Annotated in this window: 21 protein-coding genes; 8 read left to right on the top strand and 13 right to left on the bottom strand. The window is 71.3% G+C overall.

Annotated features, from left to right (window positions below):
* Nucleotides 1–71: 71 nt before the first annotated feature.
* Entirely contained in the window at nt 72–1,505 is a 1,434-nt protein-coding gene (locus tag AB0B90_RS06325; RefSeq protein WP_350949326.1) for a phospholipid carrier-dependent glycosyltransferase, read from the top strand.
* On the opposite strand, the gene AB0B90_RS06320 is transcribed toward AB0B90_RS06325, so the two are convergent.
* The 4 genes from AB0B90_RS06320 to AB0B90_RS06305 all read right to left on the bottom strand — a co-directional run bounded on the left by AB0B90_RS06320 (nt 1,447) and on the right by AB0B90_RS06305 (nt 4,490).
* On the bottom strand, nt 1,447–1,899 hold the full coding sequence (locus tag AB0B90_RS06320) for a hypothetical protein (protein ID WP_350949327.1): 453 nt from the start codon (nt 1,897–1,899) through the stop codon (nt 1,447–1,449). The two genes, AB0B90_RS06325 and AB0B90_RS06320, sit on opposite strands and share 59 nt — an antisense overlap.
* Complete coding sequence (locus AB0B90_RS06315; RefSeq protein WP_362921105.1) at nt 1,896–2,414, bottom strand: sigma-70 family RNA polymerase sigma factor; 519 nt, start codon at nt 2,412–2,414, stop codon at nt 1,896–1,898. Before AB0B90_RS06315 ends, AB0B90_RS06320 begins: the two co-directional genes overlap by 4 nt.
* A 91-nt stretch (nt 2,415–2,505) precedes the next feature.
* The gene (locus tag AB0B90_RS06310; RefSeq protein WP_362921103.1) at nt 2,506–3,522 is read right to left on the bottom strand and encodes a polysaccharide deacetylase family protein; all 1,017 of its coding nucleotides are present in this window, start codon (nt 3,520–3,522) and stop codon (nt 2,506–2,508) included.
* A 389-nt stretch (nt 3,523–3,911) separates the two neighbouring features.
* Nucleotides 3,912–4,490, bottom strand: a complete 579-nt coding sequence (locus tag AB0B90_RS06305) for an XRE family transcriptional regulator (protein WP_362921101.1) — start codon at nt 4,488–4,490, stop codon at nt 3,912–3,914.
* A gap of 85 nt (nt 4,491–4,575) precedes the next feature.
* Between AB0B90_RS06305 and AB0B90_RS06300 the strand changes: the two genes are divergently transcribed.
* Together AB0B90_RS06300 and AB0B90_RS06295 are read left to right on the top strand one after the other, a co-directional pair.
* Nucleotides 4,576–5,412: an EamA family transporter gene (locus tag AB0B90_RS06300; RefSeq protein ID WP_350949331.1), complete on the top strand. Its 837-nt coding sequence runs from the start codon at nt 4,576–4,578 to the stop codon at nt 5,410–5,412.
* Between the two features lie 59 nt (nt 5,413–5,471).
* The gene (locus AB0B90_RS06295; RefSeq protein ID WP_350949332.1) at nt 5,472–6,410 is read left to right on the top strand and encodes a sensor histidine kinase; all 939 of its coding nucleotides are present in this window, start codon (nt 5,472–5,474) and stop codon (nt 6,408–6,410) included.
* A 173-nt stretch (nt 6,411–6,583) separates the two neighbouring features.
* Here the strand turns inward: AB0B90_RS06295 and AB0B90_RS06290 are convergent, their stop codons facing one another.
* Together AB0B90_RS06290 and AB0B90_RS06285 are read right to left on the bottom strand one after the other, a co-directional pair.
* Nucleotides 6,584–7,180: a sigma-70 family RNA polymerase sigma factor gene (locus AB0B90_RS06290; protein ID WP_350949333.1), complete on the bottom strand. Its 597-nt coding sequence runs from the start codon at nt 7,178–7,180 to the stop codon at nt 6,584–6,586.
* Between the two features lie 503 nt (nt 7,181–7,683).
* A complete protein-coding gene (locus AB0B90_RS06285; RefSeq protein WP_362921097.1) occupies nt 7,684–8,703 on the bottom strand; it encodes an iron-siderophore ABC transporter substrate-binding protein in 1,020 nt (339 codons plus the stop codon).
* A 100-nt stretch (nt 8,704–8,803) separates the two neighbouring features.
* On the opposite strand from AB0B90_RS06285, the gene AB0B90_RS06280 reads away from it, so the two are divergent.
* From AB0B90_RS06280 to AB0B90_RS06270, 3 genes are read left to right on the top strand one after another with little or no spacing between them, the layout of a single operon-like run.
* Nucleotides 8,804–9,856: an iron ABC transporter permease gene (locus AB0B90_RS06280; protein WP_350949335.1), complete on the top strand. Its 1,053-nt coding sequence runs from the start codon at nt 8,804–8,806 to the stop codon at nt 9,854–9,856.
* The gene (locus tag AB0B90_RS06275) at nt 9,853–10,941 is read left to right on the top strand and encodes an iron chelate uptake ABC transporter family permease subunit (RefSeq protein ID WP_350949336.1); all 1,089 of its coding nucleotides are present in this window, start codon (nt 9,853–9,855) and stop codon (nt 10,939–10,941) included. The genes AB0B90_RS06280 and AB0B90_RS06275 overlap by 4 nt, the downstream gene beginning before the upstream one ends.
* Nucleotides 10,938–11,735, top strand: coding sequence for an ABC transporter ATP-binding protein (locus AB0B90_RS06270; RefSeq protein WP_350949337.1), 798 nt, complete (start codon nt 10,938–10,940; stop codon nt 11,733–11,735). Before AB0B90_RS06275 ends, AB0B90_RS06270 begins: the two co-directional genes overlap by 4 nt.
* A 7-nt stretch (nt 11,736–11,742) precedes the next feature.
* On the opposite strand, the gene ftsY is transcribed toward AB0B90_RS06270, so the two are convergent.
* From ftsY to AB0B90_RS06245, 5 genes are all read right to left on the bottom strand, one after another.
* The gene (ftsY, locus tag AB0B90_RS06265; RefSeq protein ID WP_350949338.1) at nt 11,743–12,930 is read right to left on the bottom strand and encodes a signal recognition particle-docking protein FtsY; all 1,188 of its coding nucleotides are present in this window, start codon (nt 12,928–12,930) and stop codon (nt 11,743–11,745) included.
* A 141-nt stretch (nt 12,931–13,071) separates the two neighbouring features.
* Nucleotides 13,072–13,461, bottom strand: a complete 390-nt coding sequence (locus AB0B90_RS06260; RefSeq protein WP_350949339.1) for a VOC family protein — start codon at nt 13,459–13,461, stop codon at nt 13,072–13,074.
* A complete protein-coding gene (locus AB0B90_RS06255) occupies nt 13,458–13,820 on the bottom strand; it encodes a metalloregulator ArsR/SmtB family transcription factor (protein WP_362921092.1) in 363 nt (120 codons plus the stop codon). The genes AB0B90_RS06260 and AB0B90_RS06255 overlap by 4 nt, the downstream gene beginning before the upstream one ends.
* The gene (locus AB0B90_RS06250) at nt 13,807–14,241 is read right to left on the bottom strand and encodes an SRPBCC domain-containing protein (RefSeq protein WP_350949341.1); all 435 of its coding nucleotides are present in this window, start codon (nt 14,239–14,241) and stop codon (nt 13,807–13,809) included. The genes AB0B90_RS06255 and AB0B90_RS06250 overlap by 14 nt, the downstream gene beginning before the upstream one ends.
* Before the next feature lie 158 nt (nt 14,242–14,399).
* Nucleotides 14,400–15,359, bottom strand: a complete 960-nt coding sequence (locus tag AB0B90_RS06245; RefSeq protein WP_362921089.1) for a GntR family transcriptional regulator — start codon at nt 15,357–15,359, stop codon at nt 14,400–14,402.
* Nucleotides 15,360–15,575: 216 nt separating this feature from the next.
* On the opposite strand from AB0B90_RS06245, the gene AB0B90_RS06240 reads away from it, so the two are divergent.
* Nucleotides 15,576–16,943, top strand: coding sequence for a carotenoid oxygenase family protein (locus AB0B90_RS06240; protein WP_362921087.1), 1,368 nt, complete (start codon nt 15,576–15,578; stop codon nt 16,941–16,943).
* A 201-nt stretch (nt 16,944–17,144) separates the two neighbouring features.
* Here the strand turns inward: AB0B90_RS06240 and smc are convergent, their stop codons facing one another.
* Nucleotides 17,145–20,834, bottom strand: coding sequence for a chromosome segregation protein SMC (gene smc, locus AB0B90_RS06235; RefSeq protein WP_362921084.1), 3,690 nt, complete (start codon nt 20,832–20,834; stop codon nt 17,145–17,147).
* 217 nt (nt 20,835–21,051) lie between these two features.
* On the opposite strand from smc, the gene AB0B90_RS06230 reads away from it, so the two are divergent.
* Nucleotides 21,052–21,855 (top strand): alpha/beta hydrolase-fold protein, encoded by an 804-nt coding sequence (locus AB0B90_RS06230; protein WP_350949345.1) that lies wholly within the window; start codon nt 21,052–21,054, stop codon nt 21,853–21,855.
* An 81-nt stretch (nt 21,856–21,936) separates the two neighbouring features.
* Here AB0B90_RS06230 and AB0B90_RS06225 read toward each other — a convergent pair whose 3' ends face one another.
* On the bottom strand, nt 21,937–22,131 hold the full coding sequence (locus AB0B90_RS06225) for a hypothetical protein (RefSeq protein WP_089213397.1): 195 nt from the start codon (nt 22,129–22,131) through the stop codon (nt 21,937–21,939).
* Between the last annotated feature and the right edge of the window lie 122 nt (nt 22,132–22,253).

The following is a 22,253-nucleotide window of genomic DNA, read 5'->3' as shown; positions in this document are numbered from 1 at the left end:
GGTTATCGATCACTCGCTGGACTGCTCCCACCGTGCCGGAATTCTCCGGCCCTGAATCGGGGGAACCATCCATGCTCGCCTCACCCGGCGGCGTCACGACCGTACCCACAGCGCCAGGACCGAGCGCGCCGGGTAACCGGCTCCTCGGCGGTCACCTGCCGTTCGCCGTCGCGATCGCACTGGCGGCGGGGCTCCGCGTCCTCGTCATGCTCGGCTACGACACCGCCCAGCTCTACTGGTACGACTCCTTCACCTACCTCAACACCGCGGTCCATCTGGAACCGTCCGGCGCGTTCCATCCGGCCGGTTACTCCTTCCTGCTCCGGCTGCTGCTGCCCTTCCACAGCGTCTTCCTCGTCGCGGGCCTGCAGCACCTGATGGGCCTGGGCACGGCCCTGATGATCTATCTGGTGCTGCGCCGTCACGCGCTCCCCGGGTGGGGTGCGGCGCTGGCCACCCTGCCCCTGCTGTTCAACCCCGCGTTCCTGCGGCTCGAACACGCCGTGCTCTCCGACACCCAGCTCATCTTCCTCATCACCGCGGCTCTCACGGTCCTGATGTGGCGGGCGAGGCCCTCGGCGCGGGCGGCCGCCGTGGCGGGCCTGTTGCTGGCGCTGGCCGGGCTCACCCGCACGGTCGCGGTGCCGCTGCTCGGTCTGGTCCTGCTCCACCTGCTCCTGCGGCGGGCCGGTTGGAAGCGGGTGGTGGCGCTGGCCGCCGCCGGACTGCTGCCGCTCGCCGCCTACGCGGGCTGGTACCAGCAGCACCACGGGCGGTTCGCGCTGAGCGGCTCCGACGGCGTGGCGCTGTGGGCGCGCACGATGACGTTCGCCGACTGCTCGGTGATCAGACCACCGGCGAGGGAGGCGGTGCTCTGCCCGAACGGCACGGTGGTCGACGCCGCCTCCGAGTACGTCTGGGCCGCCGACGCCTCGCTCAACAGGTTGCCGGGAGGCCGGTTCGCCCACAACGACCTGGCCAGGTCCTTCGCGCTGCGCGCCATCGCCGCGCAGCCGTTCGACTATCTCCGCGAGGTCGTCCGCGACACCTCGCTCACCTTCGCCGCGACCCCGGTGCGCCATCCCCTTCGGGTCTCCCCCGCCCTCACGTTCCCTGTCGGCTCCTGGCCGCTGCCCGCCTTCCCGCTCATCGACCAGGTGCGCCGGGAGTACGACGGCGACATCCGGGGGATGTCGTCGGTCGAGCCCTACGGGAGCCTTCTCGGCGCCTATCACTACCCCGGGGTCCTGCACGGCCCACTGCTCGGCGCGCTCCTGCTGCTGGGCGGCGTCGGAGCCGTCGGGCGGCGGCGCCCGGCCCTGCTGCCGTGGGCCGCGGCCGTCTTCCTGCTTCTCGCCCCGGTCGCCGTGCTCGACTTCGACCACCGCTACGTGCTGCCGTCGGTCCCGATGGCCTGCCTCGCCGCGGCCCTCGCCGCGGCGGGCCTCAGCCGCCGAGTTCGCGCTTACGTCGCAGCAGGGCGGCGCGGTCGGCACGGGCCCTGAGCAGGACGGCCACCGCGAGCACGGTCAGCGTCGCGGCGACGGTGACCCCCGCCATGCCCGTCCAGGTGCCCTTCGCGACGGCGACCGTGGCCGTTCCCGCCGTCAGCAGGCCCGTCGCGGCCACCGCCAGCCAGGCGGCGATCACCCGGTCGAGGGCGAACAGCGGGGTCCTGCGGCTCAGTGCCCAGGCCCCGTAACCGGCCCAGGCCAGGCCGAGCGCGACCAGCGCGCCGAAGGCGAGGTGCGTACGGCCGGGCAGGGCGGGCTCGGTGGCCCACAGCAGGCCGACGAACAGCGCCCCGCCCAGGCCGCCGAGCAGCGCCACGACGTTGGCGATCCGGCGGCGCAGCGACAACGGGCCGGACAGCCTGGCGATCATGTCATCGGGGTTCATCGGTATCCCTCCTCCGTGAGCTGTTCGCGCAGCATGCGCCGCGCGCGGGACAGGCGTGACTTGACCGTGCCGACGGGGACGGCGCAGACCTGCGCGCAGTCCTCCAGGGAGAGGTCCTGCAGGTAGAACAGCACGAGGACCTCCCGCTCCCTGACCGGCAGGCCCGCCAGACCCGCGAGCAGGTCGGCGCGGTCCACGAGGGCATCGACGGGATCGGCGGATGCCCGTTCCTCCTCCAGCGGGATCTCGGGTCTGGCGTACTCCTCGCGGAGCCTGTCGGCCACCGCGCGCCTCGCGATCGTGAACAGCCAGGGCGCGAACCTGCCCGGCTCCTTCAGGCGCGGCAGCCCGCGCACCACGGCCACCCAGACCTCCTGAGCCACGTCGTCGGCCCGCGAGGGTCCCAGCATGCGCCGTACGTAGTTCCACACCGGATCGTGCCAGGCCCTCACCAGCTCCGCGAACGCCTCACGCTCGCCGAGCCGGCACCGGACCACCAGCAGTTCGTCAGTCACCCTGCCTCCTCGCCCTGGACAGTCGGGAAACGGGTGCGAAAGGTTCACGCCTCTTCCGCCGGGCCTTCCACCGAGTTTCCTCCCCGGCGCGTCATCCCTCCCTTCGCGGGACTCTCCCGCGCCTTTCCCCCCTTTCTTCGCCGGACTCTCCCAGGAGCCTTTCGCCCCTTTCCTCACCGGCCTCCTCGTCGGCGGTGCGGTCGTCCCGGCCCGTGTAGTACTTCCTCCCCGGTCTGGGGCGTCCGCCGTACAACTCGGACAGCGTCACGAACCTGTAGCCCTTGGCGGCGAGTTCGTCCAGCATCCGGGGGACGGCCTGGATCGTGGAGAGGTGGATGTCGTGCATCAGCACGATGGAACCCGGCTCGGCCTGGGCCGCGCGCCGGGCGATGACCGCGGGGTCGTGGTCACGCCAGTCGAGCGTGTCGACGTCCCACATGATCTGGGCGAGCCCCAGATAGCGGCTCTCGGTGGCGACCCGGGTGTCGGTCAACCCGTACGGCGGGCGCATGAGGATCATCGCGACCCCGGTCGCCTGCTTGACGAGCCACTGGGTACGCCCCAGTTCCTCCCTGATCCCGGCCTGTGACAGCAGGGGCAGTTGCGGGTGGTCCCAGGTGTGGTTGCCCAGCTCGTGTCCCTCGGCCACCATCCTGCGCAGGGTTTTCTCGCCGTCTCCCAGGGCCATGCGTCCGACGACGAAGAAGGTCGCCCTGGCCCGGTGCCTGGCGAGGATGTCGAGCAGGGACTCGGTGTAGGTCCCCGGCCCGTCGTCGAAGGTGAGCGCCACGCACCTGCTTCGCTCGCAGTCGATGCGGCGCGCCCGGGGAGAGACGGGGAGGTCCTCCCACGCCCAGTGCCGCCGTGCCGCGCCTGGTCCGAGCCCGGGGACGGTGGCGGGTTTCTCCGGCCCCGCGGGTCCCGTGGGGGCGGGAGAGGTCACGGTCGCCCGTTCCACCGAACCCACCATGGTGACCGGGGAGGTGCATCCCCAGAGCGCGAGCAGCGACGCCACCGGCACGATCCACACCCGCCATACCCGCATGCTTCCCCCCGAAAGCATCGCGGGGACGGCGAGCAGCCCGGCGGGGTCCCCCCGCAAGATCATGACCGGGTATTCCACCAGGATGAGGCATCGACCGCCGGTTACCCGTACCGACGCGCCACTTCACGCCACATCCGGAGAGATACGCATCTGGTGGCCGTCTCATCCGATGGGACCGGTTAGAGCTTCAAAGCTCCCAAGGCAGGCGGACCACACATATGCGGGCGGCCATGACATGGCGCGGCACGCGCCCGCCGGGCCTCGGAAACGTCGCCCGGGGCGGCTGTTCGGAGTTCTCAGGAACGGCCGGGCCTCGGCCGGACGAGGTGCGGGTCGGTCCGCTCGGCGGCCTCAGGAACGCTCTGGCATTGGCCGGGGTGCGGGCCGATCCGCTCGAAAGTCTCGGAACCGGTGAGGTGTTGGCGGGGGGCGGGCCGACCCGATCGGCGGCCTCAGGAGCGGTCGGGCGCCTCGCGGGGTTCGGTCACCACCATCATGAACCGCAGGGGGGTGTCCTCCTCGTTGGCGTACCGGTGCGGGCGGTCGGCGCTGAACACGACCGCGTCGCCCGTCTCCGCGATGTGGTTCTTGCCGTACACCGAGAGGGTGAGCCGCCCTTCGAGGACGGTCAGCATCTCGCGCGTGCCCGGGGGGTGGGCGTCGCCGTCGTGGTGGTCGCCGGGGGCGAGCCGCCAGTCCCACAGCTCCAGGATGGCGGGCGCGTCGGTGCCGACCAGCAGGCGCGCGGTGCTGGAGACGCCGTGCGGGAAGGTGACGACGTCGGCGCCGCTGACCACCCGGACCACGGGGGTGTCGGAGACCTCCACCATTCGCGCGACCGTCACCCCGAGCGCGTCGGCGATGCGGGTGAGCGTGCTGATGCTCGGGTTGGTTCTGCCCTGCTCGACCTGGACGAGCATGCCCCGGCTCACTCCCGAGCGCGCGGCGAGCTCGTCGAGGGTCATCTGCCGGTGCGCCCGCTGTGCCCGCACGTTGTTGGCGACCGCGGCGGTGATCGTCTCTGGATCCATGAGTTCAGTGTAGTGAACCCGATTTGCACTCTATTGCACTACATATATTGTACTTTCAGTACACTCCATTGAACCGAGGTGACCTGTGACGGCTGTGGTGCTGGCGACGACCTGCGCGGTGGTGTACGGCGCCGCCGACTTCCTCGGCGGGCTGGCCACCCGCAGATCACGGGTGCTCGCGGTGGTGCTCCTCTCCCAGATCGCCGGGCTCGCCCTGATCGCCGCGCTGCTGCCGTTCCTGCCCGAGCGCCCCACGCCCGCGGCCCTCGCCTGGGGCGCGGCCTCCGGCCTCTGCGGCACGGCGGGGGTCGTGCTGTTCTACCGGGCGCTGGCGAGCGGCGTGATGTCGGTGGTGGCGCCGATCACCGCGACGTGCTCCGCGGCGCTGCCCGTGCTGTTCGGGCTCGCCGCCGGGGAGCGCCCCGAGCCGGTCGCGCTTGCCGGGGTGGTCCTCGCGCTGCTCGCGGTCCTGCTGGTGAGCCGCGGCTCGTCGGGCGGGGAGACAAGCGGAGGATACGGCCCGATCCTGGCCTCGCTCGCCGCGGGCGCGGGTTTCGGCGGGTTCTTCATCATCATCGCCCAGGCTCCGGCGGACAGCGGCATGTGGCCGCTCTTCGGGGCCCGCCTGATCTCGATCACCTTCATCGCCCTGTCGGCCCTCGCCGTCGGCCGCCTCTCGCGTCCCGGACCCGGCACGCTGCCCGTCATCATCGCGGCCGGAGCGCTCGACATGGCCGCCAACGTGCTCTTCGTGCTCGCCCAGCAGCGCGGGATGCTCAGCCTCGTCGCCGTCCTGGTCTCGCTCTACCCGGCGAGCACCCTGCTGCTCGCCCGCCGTTTCCTGGGAGAGCGGCTCAACACGGTCCAGGCGGTGGGGATCGGATTCACCCTCACCGCGGTCGCGCTGATCGCGTCCGGTTGACACGATGTCGCGAACTGACTCTGTTGTGTTGAAGCCGGGCGCTTGTTACGGTCATCCCCGTGCAGCCCGAGCGGGCGTTCCTCGACTCCGGCGGGCCGTTCGCGCACACGGCTGTCGCGTACGGTTCCGACTCCGGCCTTCTTGGACTCCTCCAGCCCCTGATCGCCGGCGCCCTCCGCGAGGGCCGGCGGATCCTGGTCGTCACGGGCGAGCGCGCACTCGACCTGGTCGGTGACGCCTTCGGTGCCGACACCCGCCTCATCGACCGCCGGCCCGCCGAGGAGTGGTACACCCACCCGACGCGGACCCTCGCCGCCTTCCACGACTACGTCCGGCAGCGAGAGCGGCCGCTGGTCATCGGGGAGCCGGTGTGGTCGGGCTGGACCGAGCGGCAGGTTCGTGAGTGGATCCGCTACGAGTCGGTGCTCAACGCCGCGTTCGCCGGGGTCCCGGTCAGCATGTGGTGCCTGTACGACGAGACGTCGGCGCTCGATCATGTCCTCCGCACCCACCCCACGGAGCTGACCGGCGCCGGCCTGCGAAGAAGTGATCGCTATGTCCCCCCGGAGCGGTTCGCCCTGCCGGGAGACGACCTCCCCCTCCCCGACGCGCCGCCGTCCGCGGTGGTCACCCACTTCACCCTGGACGAGCTGGGACGGCTGCGCGCGCTCGTCACCGACCATGCGAGCCGGGCCGGTCTGGGACGCGATCTGATCTCCTCACTCGTGCTGAGCGTCTCGGAGATGGCGGCCAACAGCGTGGAGCACGGGGCGGGACACGGCCGGGCGTCCATCTGGACGGCCGGCGGGGAGATCGTGTGCGAGATCGCCGACTCCGGCGGGGGTGACCTGGACGTCCCGCTGCCCGGCTACCTCCCGCCCGAACCGGGGTCACCACGCGGCTACGGGCTCTGGATCAGCCGCCAGCTCTGCGACCTGGTGCAGGTGCGCGGCGTGGGCGGGGAGCTGAGGGTGAGGCTCCACATCACGCTGGATTGACCGCTTCTTCGCCGACAGACCCGGACAGGCGGGACGCACGGGAACACAGGGACTCACCGGCTCCTCGGACGCGCGACGCCGGCCCATCCCCGGACACACGTACGGCCCGCCCTCGTGGGATGCGGGCCGTACGTGGCGCCGAAAGGCGGGAAGGATCGGGAGCGGAGAGGCCGTCAGGCGGCCTGGACCTCCTCGGACACCCGGAGACCGGCCTCCTCGCGGGCGTAGTCCTCGAGCATCGTGCGAAGCTGGCGCCGGCCCCGGTGGAGGCGGGACATGACCGTGCCGATGGGGGTGCCCATCCGCTCGGCGATCTCCTTGTAGGCGAAGCCCTCCACGTCGGCCAGGTAAACGGCCACCCGGAAGTCCTCGGGCAGGGAGCGCAGGGCGTTCATGACCGCGCTGTCGGGCAGCTGCTCCAGCGCCTCGGTCTCGGCGGACTTGAGACCGCTGGACATGTGGGACTCGGCGGCGGCGAGCTGCCAGTCCTCGATCTCCTCGGTGGCCGAGAGCTTGGGCGAGCGCTGCTTCTTGCGGTAGTCGTTGATGAAGTTGTTGGTCAGGATGCGGTGCAGCCACGCCTTGAGGTTGGTGCCCTCGCGGAACTGGTGGTAGGAGGTGAACGCCTTGGTGACGGTCTCCTGAACCAGGTCCTCGGCGTCGGCGGTGTTACGGGTCAGACGCATCGCGGATGCGTAGAGCTGACTGGTGACCGGCACGACATCGCGTTCGAACCAGTCCTGGCGCTGCTCTTCCGTCATCGTGATCATTGGACCCCCTCGCGCTTTCCCCCCAAATACCGTCCGGCAAAGTGGTGACGCACCCCTTCTGACGGCGTATCCGATGCTCGCAGGCACCTCGTAAGGAGGCCGTTAAAAGCTCTACGTGGTCAGGGGATTGATCTTTGGCTGTGCCGATGGCGGGTGCGACACGCTCTACAGCCGGACAAGTCTCAGTATCGTAACATCGTTCTCCCGATTCGGTAGGAGATGTGTCTATCATCACATAACCCCAGGTAGCAGCCCATTTCGGGTGGCGGGAAACGTCGATCGCCACGGCCCGGGAACCCACCCCCGCCGGACGGCCGAGGCCGACCGGCGGGGCGAGGCCCGCACCCCGAGAAACTCCGACACCCATCTCCACGCCTCCCCGCTTCCCGCGCATTGGGGACTTAATCTCTCCCTAAGAGACGGATCGACACGCCCCCGGGTTCACCCGAACGCCCCCGTCTCGGCTCGCGGGCCCGCCACCGGTCACGGCGCCGGGCGGGAGGTCAGGCGGCCCTCGCCGGGTCGACCTCGAAGAACGTCGCCAGGTCGTCGAGGATGGAGTGCGCTCCCTGGATGCCGACGGCGCTCATCCAGGTGGCGTCGCTGACGTCGTGCTTGACGCCCTTGAGCCTGCCCCAGAGCGGGCTGGCCTCGAACTTCTCCTTCACCGGCTTCACCGCCGGGTCCTGGTAGGCCGCGACGAAGATGTGCTCGGCGTCGAGCTGGGAGATGTTCTCCTGGCTGATCGGAACCATGATGGTGTCGGTCACGGTCGGCTGGTCCTCGGGGCGCGGGAAGCCGACGTCCTTCAGCACCAGTCCCGAGTAGGAGTTCTCCACGTACAGGCGGACGGTCGGCTCGCCCGCGAAGCGGACGACGGAGACGGTGGGCAGCTCGCCGTCCTTGGCCTTGATGGACTCGCCGATCTTGGCGGCGCGGTCCCGATACTCGGTGAGCCTGCGCTCGGCGAGGTCCTCCTTGCCCAGGGCCTCGCCCACGAGCTTGAGGTTCTCCTGCCAGATCGCCCCCGTGGTCTCGCTGAAGACCGTCGGCGCGATCTGTGCCAGCTTGTCGTACAGCGCCTCGTGGCGGACCTTGGCGGAGACGATCAGGTCGGGCTTGAGCGCGACGATCCGCTCCAGGCTCGGCTGCTCCAGGGTCCCGACCGACGTGGCCTCCTTGGCGTGGCCGAGGACCGGGGCGAGATAGCCGGGCAGCTTGTCGTCGATGCCCCGGTAGCTGGTGAACCCCACGACGTCGGTCTCCAGGGTCAGCACCGCGTCGACGAAGCTCTGGTCGAGGGCGACGACCCGCTTGGGCCGGGCCGGGATCTCGGTCTCCCCCATGACGTGCTTCACCGTCCGGGGGTAGGCCGCCGCGTCGCTCGCCCCGGGGGCCGCGGACGCGCCCGCGGCTCCCGAGGTCTCCCCCGCACTGCCCGGGGTGGTCGAACCACAGGCGGCGAGACCGCCGGACAGCACCACTCCCGCCACTCCGAGGGCCAGGACGCGCAACGCTCTCATCTTCATCGGTTCCTTCGTCAAATTAAGGTCAGCCTTATTTAGCTTAGCCATACCTAAACTGGCATACTCGTACCGGCTCGGGCAAGAAAGGGGAGGTCAGGTGATCAACGCGGTGGCCGTCGCACGGCCCGCACCCCTCGCGGGGCCGAAGAAAACCCGTCGGCGACGCCTGCTCGTCCTCGCCGTATCGTTCGCCGTCCTCGCGGCGGCGGTCGTGCTGAGCCTCGCCGTCGGCGCCAAACCGGTGCCTCCCGCCGACGTCTGGCACGCGCTCACCGGCCCCACCGGCACCGAGAACGACATCGTCGTGCGGTCGCTGCGGATCCCCAGGACCGCCATCGGCGTCATGGCCGGGATCGCCCTCGGTGTCGCGGGCGCCCTCATGCAGGGCCACACCCGCAACCCGCTCGCCGATCCCGGACTGCTCGGCGTCACCCAGGGCGCCGCGTTCGCGATGGTCCTCAGCATCATCGCGCTGGGCGTCACCAGCCCGTACGGCTACATCTGGTTCGGTCTCGCCGGAGCCCTCGTCGCCAGCGCGGCGGTCTTCGCCCTCGGCATGGCCGGCGGCAGGGGCGGCCCCACCCCGGTGACCCTCGCCCTCGCGGGCACCGCGGTCAGCGCGTTCCTGTACGGGCTCACCTCGGCGCTCGTCCTCCTGGACGAGCAGGCCATGGACGTCTTCCGCTTCTGGCAGGCGGGCTCCATAGCGGCCAGGGGGGCCGACGTGGCCTGGCAGGTGCTCCCGTTCGTCGCCGCCGGCCTGCTCCTCGCCCTGTTCAACGCGCCCGGCCTCAACGCCCTCTCCCTGGGCGAGGACGTCGCCCGTGCGCTCGGGCAGAACATCACCCTCACCCGTGCCGTCGGCATCGCCGCCGTCACCCTGCTCAGCGGCGCCTCCGTGGCGGCCTGCGGCTCGCTCGCCTTCATCGGCCTGATCGTGCCGCACCTCACCCGGCCGCTCTCCGGCCCCGACCACCGCTGGCTGCTGCCGTACTCGGGCCTGGCGGGCGCCGCCGCCCTGCTCCTCGCCGACGTGGTCGGCCGCGTGGTGGCCTTCCCCGGCGAGCTGGAGGTGGGCGTGGTCCTCGCCCTCGCCGGGGCGCCGTTCTTCATCGTCCTGGTACGACGCAGGAAGCCGGTGCGGCTGTGACCGTCTCCGTCGCGCCCTCCACAGTGCCCTCCTCCCGACGACGCGCCCTGCGCGTCGGACCCGCCTCCTGGCCGCTCCGGCCGCGCTCCGTCGTCGCGGCGCTCGTCCTGCTGGCGATGACGGCGCTGTTCATGGCGCTCAGCATGCGGCTCGGCGACATCCCGATGAGCGTTCTCGACGTCCTTCACGCGATCACCGCCGACGGCCCGGACCATTTCGTGATCATGGAGCTCAGGCTCCCCCGCGCGCTCACCGGCGCCCTCGTCGGCGCCGCGCTCGCCCTCGCCGGGGCGATCACCCAGGCCGTCGCCCGCAACCCGCTGGCCAGCCCCGACATCCTGGGCGTCACCACCGGCGCGAGCGTGACCGTGGTCGCGGTCATCGTGGCGGCGGGAAACACCTGGGGCGGCACCAGCGGCGCCCTCGCCGAGGTGGGCATCCCCCTCGTCGCCCTGCTGGGCGGGCTGGCCGGAGCGCTGGCGGTCTACGCGCTGGCCTGGCGCGACGGCCTGGACGGCTACCGGCTCGTCCTGATCGGCATCGGGGTCTCGGCGATCTGCACCAACCTCAAGTACTGGCTGCTCACCGTCGGCGACGTCAACGACAGCAGCCGGGCCATGGTCTGGATCAGCGGCTCGCTGCACGGCCGGGGATGGGAGCACGTGGTGCCCGTCGCGCTCGCGCTCGCCCTCCTCGTCCCGGCGACACTGCTCGGCACCCGCTCGCTCGGCGCGCTGCGCTTCGGTGACGACACCGTGACCGGTCTGGGCGTACGGATGAACCTCGCGAGGGGGGTGATGATCCTCGCGGCCGTGCTGCTCGCGGCGACGGCGACCGCCTCGGCCGGGCCGATCGCGTTCGTCGCCCTCGCCGCCCCGCAGATCGCACTGCGCCTGGCCGGAGTGGCACAGCCCCCGCTCGTCGTCTCCGCCCTGATGGGCGCGGTCCTCACCACCGGCGCCGACCTGGTCGCCAGGACCGCGTTCACCCCCGTCGAACTGCCGGTGGGCGTGGTCACCGCGGTCCTCGGCGCCCCCTACCTGATCTATCTCCTCGTCCGTGTGCGCAGAAAGGCCCGCCAGTGAGGCTGCAAGCCGTCGACGTCAGACTGGGGTACGGGGACCGCGTCGTCGTCGACGGTCTCGACCTCGGGATCGAGGCCGGGACGGTGACCACGATCATCGGGCCGAACGGATGCGGCAAGTCCACGCTGCTGCGCGCCATGGGACGGCTGCTCAGGCCGTCGGGGGGCGAGGTGCTGCTCGACGGCAAGCGCATCGACAAGATGCCCTCCAGGGAGGTCGCGAGGATCCTGGGCGTGCTGCCGCAGGCCCCCTCGGCTCCCGAGGGACTGACCGTCGCCGACCTGGTCGCGAGGGGACGGCACCCGCACCAGACCTGGTACCGCCAGTGGTCCTCCGACGACGAGTCCGCGGTCGGCGAGGCCCTCGCCATGACCGGACTGCTCGATCTCGGCGAGCGCCCGCTGGACGAGCTGTCCGGCGGGCAGCGGCAGCGGGCGTGGATCTCCATGGCCCTCGCCCAGGGCACCGACCTGCTGCTGCTCGACGAGCCGACGACCTTCCTCGACCTGGCCCACCAGATCGAGGTGCTGGAGCTGGTACGCAGGCTCCACGGAGAGCTGGGCCGCACCGTGGTGATGGTCCTGCACGACCTGAACCTCGCCGCCCGCTACGCCGACCGCCTGGTCGCGATGCGGGACGGCAGGGTCGTCGCCGCGGGCCCTCCGGCCGAGGTGCTCACCGAGACCCTGCTGGCGGAGGTCTTCGAGCTGGACGCCAAGGTCATCGAGGACCCGGTGACCGGCACCCCGCTCGTCGTCCCCATCGGCACCCTGCCGCAGCACCCCCCGCGCTGACCCTCCCTCACTCTCCGAGGAGCGTGTCCACGAAGACCTCGGGGTCGAACGGGGCCAGGTCGTCGGGTCCCTCACCGAGGCCGACCAGCTTGACCGGGACCCCCAGCTCGCGCTGGACGGAGATGATGATGCCGCCCTTGGCGGTGCCGTCGAGCTTGGTCAGGGCGATGCCGGTGATGTTGACGACCTCGGCGAACACCTGCGCCTGACGCATGCCGTTCTGACCCGTGGTGGCGTCGAGGACGAGCAGGACCTCGTCGACCGTGGCCTTCTTCTCGATGACGCGCTTGACCTTGCCGAGCTCGTCCATCAGACCGGTCTTGGTGTGCAGCCGCCCCGCGGTGTCGACGATCACCACGTCGGCCTTCTCCGCGATGCCCTCGGCGACGGCGTCGAAGGCGACGGAGGCGGGGTCGCCACCCTCGGGCCCGCGCACGACCGCGGCTCCGACACGATTCCCCCAGGTCTGCAGCTGGTCGGCGGCGGCGGCGCGGAAGGTGTCGGCGGCGCCCAGCACGACCTTGCCTCCGTCGCCGATGAGGACGCGCGCCAGCTTGCCGGTGGTGGTGGTCTTGCCGGTGCCGTTCACACCGACCACGAGGACCACCGCGGGACGCTCGCCGTGCGGCGTGACGTGCAGCGTGCGGTCCATGTCGACGCCGATCTGGACGAGCAGCTGCTCCCTGAGCAGCGCCCGCGCCTCCTGCGGCGTCCGGCTGCCCAGCACCTTCACCCGGGTGCGCAACTCGTCGACCATCGCCCGGGTCGGCGCCACGCCGACGTCGGCGGTGATCAGGGTCTCCTCGATCTCGTCCCAGGTCTCGTCGTCGAGACGGTCGCGGGAGAGCAGCTCGAGGAGCCCCTTGCCCAGCGTGCTCTGCGACCTGGCCAGCCGGGCGCGGAGCCGTGCCATCCGTCCCGCCGACGGCGGAGGAATCTCGATCACCGGCGCGACGACGGTGACCTCCGGCTCGACCGGCCTGGCGGGCGGCGGCACGGTGGTCGTCGTCGTGTCGTCGTCCACGACCGAGCCCCGGCCGGGGGCCTTCGTCTCCTCGGGGATCGACGGCGCCTCCGGCGGCCGGACCGGCGGCGGCGCGGTCTTACCCCCTGACCTGAACAGCAGGAGCATGCCGCCGGCCGCCAGCAGGGCGATGACGACGATGATCGCGATTATGCCGAGATAGGCTTCCACAAGACCACAGTTTTCCAGACGCTCCGGGATGCTCCGACACCCCGGTGCTCGTGGACGTGGTCGAGGCATCGAGGCTTGAGCGACTCGGGAGGCCGGGAGCCGGGCTTCGCCCGTCGGGGGCGTGCCGGCCTCAGCAGGGCGTCAGGATCGGCCGGACTCCGCGAGCAGATGCACGACACCGGCCGGGTTCTTGATCCAGTGGGTTCTGGAGTCGAGGTTCTCCAGGGGCTCCACCTCGTCACACGGGTGGATGCCGATGCCGGCCAGCTTCCTCGTCGCCGCGTCCAGGTCGTCGGTGTGGAGTTGCAGCCACAGGTCGGGCCGACTGTAGTTGTCGACGCAGTCGAGCCACAGCGTGTTGGCACCGAACCGCACCGAATGGGTTCTCGAGACGGTCGGAGCGTAGGGGACGTCGTCCTCTTCGACGTCGAAGCCCAGAGTGTCGCGGTAGAAAGCCACCGTGGCCTCGTACTGCGCCTTGGGGATCTTCATGGCGATGTTCAGGCCGGCTGTGAATTCGGGCTTGCTCATTCTCGCGGGACTCCTTGGTTCGTGGCGGTGGCGTCCAGTGCGCGTTCCAGCGCGACCAGCCGGTCATCCCACCTGTGGGCGAGCCTGGCCAGCCACACCTGGGCCGTGTGAATGGCGGCCGGTTCCAACCGGTAGGGATGGCGACGGCCGGTCGGTTCGCCGGAGCTGATCAGGCCCGCTTCGGCGAGCTGGCCGAGATGCTTGGCGATCGCCTGGCGGCTGACCGGCAACCGCCGCGCCAGATCGGTGACGGTCGCGGGACCCGCCCGGGCGAGCTCCTCCAGCAGCGCCCGCCGCGTCGGATCGGTGAGTGCCGCGAACACCGCGACGGCCTGCCGTTCCGCGTCAGGCGGCCGCATCGAGGTAGGTCTCCAGGTCGACGAGCTCCGTGTCCCATCCTTGGCTGTTGGCCTTGTGGGCGGATCGGGCCACATCGTCGGCGGCCTGGGTGAACCCGCTCTCCACAAGGCGTAGCCGAGTGCCGTCCGGTACCGGCTCCAGGGTGAAGTCCACGAGTGTCCGGGGTGTGCCGTGCCCCGGCAGGCCCTCGACGGCCCACCTGAAGGCGAAACGGTGCGGTGGGTCGACCACGGCGATCGTGGCGACGGATTCCTGGTCGAGGTCGTCCCAACGGAAGAACGCTCGCCCGCCGGGCCGCAGATCTATCTCCGCTGCCGAGCCGAACCATCGCGAGAGCCCTTCCGCGGTGGTCAGCGCGGCCCACACCCGCTCGACGGGGTGTCGCAGTATCACCACACGTTCGATCTCGTCCGGAACCATACCCCTCCTTCGCAACCTGTAGGTTGCCATTTAATGGCAACCTACAGGTTGCGATCGTTGCCCGCAAGCCACCTCCGCCCCCAAGGGGCGGTTCAACACCGAGGCAGTGCTCGACGCCGAGATGCGCGGAGCGTGTGGGGGCCGCACGGAGCGCGTTCCTACGACAGGCGCTGCCGGCCGATCAGCACGGCGACCCCGTCCAACAGGATTCCCAGGCCGCTCTCGAAGAACCCGGTCAGGTCGAAGGTCGCGGGCGCCACGTGCGCGGGGAGGGCACCGGAGGGCAGGCCGGCACGGAACCTCGGCAGGTAGGCCGAATACCACTCCCCGGTGGACAGGCCCGTATGCCGCTCCGATTCGGCCTGCGGCTCCAGGTTCGTGGCCGTCCCCCGGACGTAGTTGGACACCGCCCACCACACGAGCCTGCCGGCATCCGGCTCGATCCCCAGTTCGCGCACGACGCCCATCCCCCAGTCCCCGTATCTGAGCATGTTGGGCATGGGCTGCGGGTGGGTGAGCGAGACGAGCCGGGGCAGCCAGGGATGCCGCAGGTAGAGTCGCCACTGCAGGCGGGCCGCGAGTTCCAGCCGCGCTCGCCAGCCCGCCGGAGGTGTCGCCGGAAGCTCCAGCTCGCCGAACGCGGTGTCGACCATGAGAGCGGCCAACTCCTCCTTGCCGCGCACGTACCCGTACAGCGACATGGTGGGGATGCCGAGCGCGGTCGCGACGCTGCGGATGGACACCGCGTCGAACCCCTGGGCATCCGCGATGGCGATCGCCGTACGGACCATCCGCTCCCGCCTGTCGTCGTGGACGGTCGCAGAGGCGGGCCGTCGCCTTTCCTTCCGTTGCGGGGCGCCCGGCACGCGGGAGGGCGGAAACGAGCCGGGCGCGGGCTCCGCCACGACGGTGCCGACGCGGGAGATGGCCACCACCACTCCCTCCTGCCGCAGCGTGTTCAGCGCCTTGGCGGCAGTCGCGGGGGCCACCCCCCACTGCTCGGCAACCTGCCTGGTGGAGGGAACGCGGTCGCCTGCACGCAGCTCGCCGGCCTCGACGCGCCGCTTGATCTCACTGACGATCCGCAGGTACGGCGGCGCAGCGCCGGGCCGGTTCACGATCGATCGTCTCCTCACGCCGGAAGCGGCTGCTGTCCTAGTACAGAAAATGCGGCCATCCCCCGCGAAGAACGCCGTCACCTGCCTGGTGGAGGCGGTGAGAGCGATGAATTGTGTCCTAGTACAGGATCGATCGCCACCCATTGAACCGCTGATCCCCGCCTATACGCAGGGTACCGTCCCGGTCGTACGCCGTACCAACGGGAGGAAAGAACCATGCAGGACGCCACCAAAGACCGGCGCAACCGCTACTTCGAAGGCCACTTCGCCCCTGTCAAGGAGGAGGTCACCGTCTACGACCTGCCCGTGACCGGCCGTCTGCCCGCAGACCTGGAAGGCCGCTACCTCCGGATGGGGCCCAACCCGCTGGGCGTGGAAGATCCCGCCACCCACTTCTACGCCTTCGGCGCCGGCATGGTGCACGGCGTCCGCATCCGGGACGGCCGCGCCGAGTGGTACCGCAACCGCTGGGTCCGCTCGGCGGAGATCGCCGACGCCCTGGACAGGCTGCAGCGCGGGGAGGAGCCTCCCGCGTTCCTGCCTCCGTCCCCGAACGTCCACGTGATCGGCCACGCCGGCCGCACACTCGCCCTCGTCGAGGCCGGCGGGCTCCCTCACGAGCTCGGCTACGAGCTGGACACGATCGGGGCGTGCCCGATGGCCGCCACGCCCGAGGGCTCCAGCGCCAACGCGCACTCCAAGGTGGATCCGCGCACCGGTGACCTGCACTCCCTGGCCTATGCGATCGGACGGCCGTTCGCGCAGTACATCGTCACCGACCCCGCCGGCACGGTCACCCGTGTGACGGACGTTCCACTGTCCGGTGAGACCCCGTTCCTGCACGACTTCGCGCTCTCGGAGAACTACGTCATCGTGTTCGACATCCCGCTGACGTTCAGCATGACAGCGATGCTGTTCCGATGGGATCCCGAGCACCAGGCGCGCGTCGGCGTGCTCCCCAGGACGGGCGGTGACATCCGCTGGCTGCCGGTCGAGTCCTTCTATGTCAGCCACATACTCAACGCCTACGACGACGGCTCCACGATCACGGTCGACCTGATCAGATCCGAAGGGCCGGTCGACGTCGCCGATCCGGGCGCGATCTCGCCCACGCTCGACCGCTGGACCATCGATCCGGCAAGCGGCAGGGTGGACCAGCACCGCATCGACGACCGGGCTCAGGACTTCCCCCGTGTGAACGACGCGTTCGCCTCGCGCCCGCACCGCTACGGCTACTCCGCGGTGAGCCCGATCTACGGCGTGCCGTTCACACCTGACGGCCCGCACCCCGACGAGGCGTTCACCAACGCACTCGTCAAGCACGACCTGCGGCGTGCCACGACGGAGGTGCACGGTTTCGCACGCGACGCCGCCGTCGGGGAAGCGGCGTTCGTCGCCAACCCGTCCGGTCGCGGCGAGGAGGACGACGGCTACCTGATGGCCTATGTCGCCGATCCCGAGCGAGGCGCCTCCGACCTGGTGATCCTGTCGGCCCAGGACTTCACGGGACCGCCCGTGGCCCGCATCCACCTGCCCGTGCGCGTCCCGCTCGGTTTCCACGGAAACTGGATCCCCGACGCCTGAAACCGAGCGGCGAACGCCTCGGTGAGTTCGCGCCGAGCCGGAGTACGCGAACCATGCCGGCAAGCCCAGGCCGGCCCGCCGGGTAGCGTCGTGGGCCGCCCGCCGCCGAACGGCACGACTGGATCCGCCAACCGTCGACAACGCTACAAATCCATACGATCACACTGCGGCATCACGGGCAAAGGCTCGCGAACCGCACGCTCAGACGGACTCCCTCAGGCGCTGGCTGATGACCTGGGTGACGCCGTCCCCGCGCATCGACACCCCGTACAGCGCGTCGGCGATCTCCATGGTGCGCTTCTGGTGGGTGATGATGATGATCTGCGAGGTCTGCCTGAGCTCCTCGAAGAGGGTGAGCAGGCGCTGGGTGTTGGTGTCGTCCAGCGCGGCCTCGACCTCGTCCATCACGTAGAACGGCGAGGGGCGCGCCTTGAAGATGGACACGAGGAACGCCACCGCCGTCAGCGACCGCTCGCCGCCCGACAGCAGCGAGAGCCGCTTCACCTTCTTGCCCGGCGGCCTCGCCTCGACCTCGACGCCGGTGGTGAGCATGTTCTCCGGATCGGTGAGCAGCAGCCTGCCCTCACCGCCGGGGAACACCCGTGTGAAGATCGTCTCGAACTCGCGGGCCACGTCCGCGAAGGCTGCGCCGAAGACCTGCTCGACCCGGTCGTCGACCTCCTTGACCACGAGCAACAGGTCGCGGCGGGTCTTCTTGAGATCCTCCAGCTGCGAGGTGAGGAACGAGTGCCGCTCCTCGAGCGCCGCGAACTCCTCAAGCGCGAGCGGGTTGACCTTGCCGAGCTGGGACATCTGGCGGTCGGCCGCCCTGGCCCGCTTGAGCTGCTCGTCGCGGTCGTAGGGAACGGGGTCGCCGTCGGCCGTCGGAACCGGCTCGCCGGGGCCGTACTCGGCGATGAGGGTGTCGGCCTCGACGCCGTACTCCTCCACCGCCCGCCCCTCCAGCTGCTCCAGGCGGAGCCGCTGCTCGGTGCGGGCCACCTCGCTGCCGTGCGCCCGGTTGACCAGTTTGTCCAGCTCGCCGGAGAGCTCCCTGACCCGGATCCGCACGGCCTTGAGCGAGGCGTCGATCTGCCCGCGCGCGAGCTCCGCCTCGTCGCGCTCGCCCGCGGCGGCCTCCAGCGAGGTCTCCAGCGCGCGCAGCGCCAGCTCGGCGCCCCGGACGACCGCCTGGGCCGTCCCTGCCTGCCTGCGCCGCCACTCGCGGCGCTCGGCCGCCCTGGAGCGCTCCTCGCGCTCACGCTCGGCGGCGCGCGTCAGCTCCTCGGCCCTGCCCTCGATGCCCCTGACCCGCTCCTCCGCCGTCCGCACCGCGAGGCGGAGCTCCATCTCGTCCTGTCTCGCCGTCGCGCAGATCTCGGCGAGCTCGTCGCGGAGGTCGGTGCTGGGCTCGATCTCCAGCTCCTCGGCGCCGTCGGCCGCGGCGAGCCGCTCCTCCAGCTCCGCGAGACCCGCCGCGTCGCGGTCGCGCGCCTCCTCGGCGGCCCGTACGCCCCCGGCCAGGCGTTCGCACTCGTCGCGGGCCGCCTTGGCGGCGGCGCCCAGCTGGGCGAGCCGCCTCGCCACCGCGGCGACCTTCTGGTCCGCCTCGCGTTGCCTCGCCCTCACCCGGTCCAGCGCGGCCTGCGCCGCGTTCACCCCCGCCTGCGCGTTCTGCACGCCCGTCTGCGCTTCGGCGACCCGCGCCTGTGCGGCCTCGACCGCGAGCTGCGCCTCCGCCTCGGCCTCCGCGGTCTCCTCCAGCTCCGTTCCCGCCAGCTCGGCGGCGACCCTGGCCCGGGCGAGGTCCGCGGCGGCCTCGTCGAGGGCGGCCCGCATCTGGAGCGCGGAGGTGCCGCCCCCGGAGCCGCCGCGGGCGGTGTGGGATCCCAGGAGATCACCGGCGCGGGTGACGGCCCGCAGCTCGGGACCCTGCTCGACCGCCTTGCTCGCGGTCGCGAGGTCGTCCACGACCAGAACGCCCGCGAGCAGGTGGGCGGCGGCGGCCCGCAGCTCGGGGGAGACCGTGACCAGGTCGATCGCCCACTCGGCTCCGGTCACCGGCACCGGCCCCGGCGAGCCCGACGTGACCTCCCCCGCCCCGCCGGAGGCGATGACGAGGGTGGCGTGGCCTCCTTCGTGGCCCCTGAGGAACTCGATGGCGTCGGCGGCGCTGCGCAGTGAGTCGACGGCGACGGCCTCGGCCGCGGCCCCGAGCACCGCGGCGACGGCCACCTCCGCGCCCGGGCGCACGGACAGCATGGTCGCCACCGGGCCGAGCACCCCGGCCAGGTCGGCGGCGAGCAACGCGGCACCACCGTCGGCACCACCGGCCAGGCCCATCTCCAGCGCCTCGAACCTCGCCCCGAGGGCCGCCACCTCGCGCTGTGCCCGCTGGTCGGCCTCGCGTGCGGCGGTGAGGGCGGCCCTGGCGGCGCCGAGCGCGGAGTTCGGGCCCGCGACGGCCGCCTTCGCCTCCTCGACGCCGGCCCTGGCCGACTCGACGGACTCCCTCGCCTGCTCGACCGTCTCCAGGGCGATCTCCAGCTCCTCGGCGAGAGCGGGGTCGGCGGACGGCTCGGCGCGCTCCTGGCCCTCGTGCTCGGCCTGGGCCTCCTCGGCGCGCTGCTCGGCCTCCCGCAGCGAGTTTCTCAGCCTGCCGATCTCCTCCTCCGCGGCCCCCGCCCGGCTGCGCGCGGCCCCGACCTGCCCCCGCAGCCTGGCCAGGCCCTCGCGCCGGTCGGCGGCGGCCCTCGCCTCGGCGGCGAGTCTCCGCTCCTCGGCGGCGAGCGCGGCCTCGGTCTCGGCGCGTCTGGCCACCGCCTCGGCGAGCGACTTCCGCTCCCCTTCGAGCAACTCGGCCAGGACCCGCTCCTGTTCGCGGACCTCCTCGGCCTCGCGCTCGAAGTCCTCGGGGTCGCGCCCGCGCCGCTCCACGGCGGTCTCGGTGGCGTGCCGGTGCCTCTCGGCGGCGAGCCCCGCCAGACCCCTTAGGCGCTCGCGCAGGGAGGAGAGCCGGAAGAACGTCTCCTGGGCCGCGGCGAGGCGCGGCTGCGCCTCGGCCTCGGCGGACTCCAGCTCCGACTCGGCGACCTGGCCCTGCTCCAGCTCGGTCTCCACCTCGGCGCGGCGGGTGCGGACGGCCTCCTCGTCGGCCATCTCCCGTTCCAGGGTGGTCCGCAGGGTGAGCACGTCGTCGGCGAGCAGCCGGAGCCTGGCGTCACGCAGGTCGGCCTGGATGACGGCGGCCTTACGGGCGATCTCGGCCTGGCGGCCCAGCGGTTTGAGCTGGCGGCGCAGCTCGGTGGTGAGGTCCTGGACGCGGGTCATGTTGGCCTGCATCGCGTCGAGCTTCCGCAGCGCCTTCTCCTTGCGCTTGCGGTGCTTCAGGACACCCGCGGCCTCCTCGATGAACGCCCTGCGCTCCTCGGGTCCCGCGTGCAGCACCTGGTCGAGCTGGCCCTGCCCGACGATGACGTGCATCTCGCGGCCGATGCCGGAGTCCGACAGCAGCTCCTGGATGTCGAGCAGGCGGCAGGTGTCACCGTTGATCGCGTACTCGCTCTGGCCCGCCCGGAACATCAGGCGGCTGATCGTCACCTCGGTGTAGTCGATCGGGAGCATGCCGTCGGTGTTGTCGATGGTCAGCGTGACCTCGGCGCGTCCCAGCGGCGCTCGCGAGGAGGTGCCGGCGAAGATGACGTCCTCCATCTTGCCGCCGCGCAGCGACTTGGCGCTGTGCTCGCCCATGACCCAGGCCAGGGCGTCGACCACGTTGGACTTGCCGGATCCGTTGGGGCCCACGACGGCGGTGATGCCCGGCTCGAACCGGAGCGTGGTGGCCGAGGCGAAGGACTTGAACCCGCGCAGGGTGAGGGTCTTGAGATACAACGAACCCCCCATTCATGGCGCGGCCGCGCCGACCGGCGTGTCACGCGCCGCGTCCCGGGCGCCGGTGAACGCGTCCGCCCCTGTCAGACCACTGCCGGAGCACTGCCAGAGCACTGTCGGAACACTGCCGGCCGACTGTCGGCCCACTGCCGCGGTCACGCGGGAAGACTACCGTTCTTCACCCGCACCCGCCCGCGCACCGCCTATCGTGCCCTGCATGGACGCGGAACGCGGCGGGGACGAGGCTCCATCCCACCCATCGGGCGACAGGGGACATCTCGGGCGACGTGCCTTCCTGGTGGGCGGCGGGCTGGCCGCCCTCGGCCTCGGTGGCGCCGCCCTGGCGGCCGGCCCCGACGGCATCCGGGGCGCGTACGCCCAGATCGTCTGCGGCGCGGTTCCCGAGCCCCCGGTGACCTCTCCTGGAACGCTCCAACGCAGCCGGGTCGACCGGCGACGGGTGATCATAGGGCTGCCGCCGGGGGCCGAGGACGGGCTCCCCGCGGTGATCATGCTGCACGGGGCCGCGGGTGACGCGCGCACGCCGTTCGACGTGTACGCGATCGACCGTTACCTGGCCGCGGGAGGCGGGCGCTTCGCGGTGGTCTCCATCGACGACTGGCCCTCCGCCGACATTCCCGGCACGCTACTGCCGTACCTGAACACGAACGGGATGGACACCACGAGGATCGGGCTGATGGGGTGGTCGTCGGGCGGCGCCGGGGCGCTGAGGCTCGCCGCGGAGCTCGGTCCCGAGCAGGTGGCCGCGGTGGTCGCGGCGTCGCCGACGGTGAGCGCGGCGCAGGCGCCGCTGCGTGAGCTCGTGGACATCCCGGTCTGGCTGGGCTGCGGTGAGCGCGACGCGTGGGCCAGGCAGACCCAGACCATGCTGAAGGGCCTGAAGGCGCTGGGTGCCACCGCCGAAGGCGGCATCACAGAAGGGTGCCAGGACACGGCCTACCGCCGCAGGGTGTTACCCGAGCAGCTTGCCTTCCTGGCACGACACATACAGCGCACGTAACGGATGTGACGTGCGTACCGCTATGACAAGGGACGCCCCGACGAGGCGTCCCTGTACAGTGTTGTTCCGCCCCGGCCCCCGTTAGGTGAGGGCCGGCTCACGATCCTGCAGACGGTTGAACTCCTCATCGCGGGTGTTGGCCGCGAGTTCGTCGTTCTGGGCCTGGAGCCGGGTGAGCTCTCCCTCGAGATCACGGATGCGCTGCTGGAGGCGACGCATTTCCGAGACCATACGAGGGTCGGGACCGCCGACGTGGCCGAGTAGAGCCTTCGCCATAGTAAAGGGTCCTCCACGCTGAGTGACCAGACTGGTTCGCGCACTTCTTTGCCGCGGGAGGGGTGCGCGTGGTTCTTTATCAAGAGTCGCACCGGTGAGGGAGACGGTCAAGCTGAACGCTC

The organism is Streptosporangium sp. NPDC049078, assembly GCF_040648855.1.
Classification (GTDB): domain Bacteria; phylum Actinomycetota; class Actinomycetes; order Streptosporangiales; family Streptosporangiaceae; genus Streptosporangium.
Note: the sequence above shows the minus strand (reverse complement) of the source record. Positions and strands in the feature narration are given on the sequence as shown.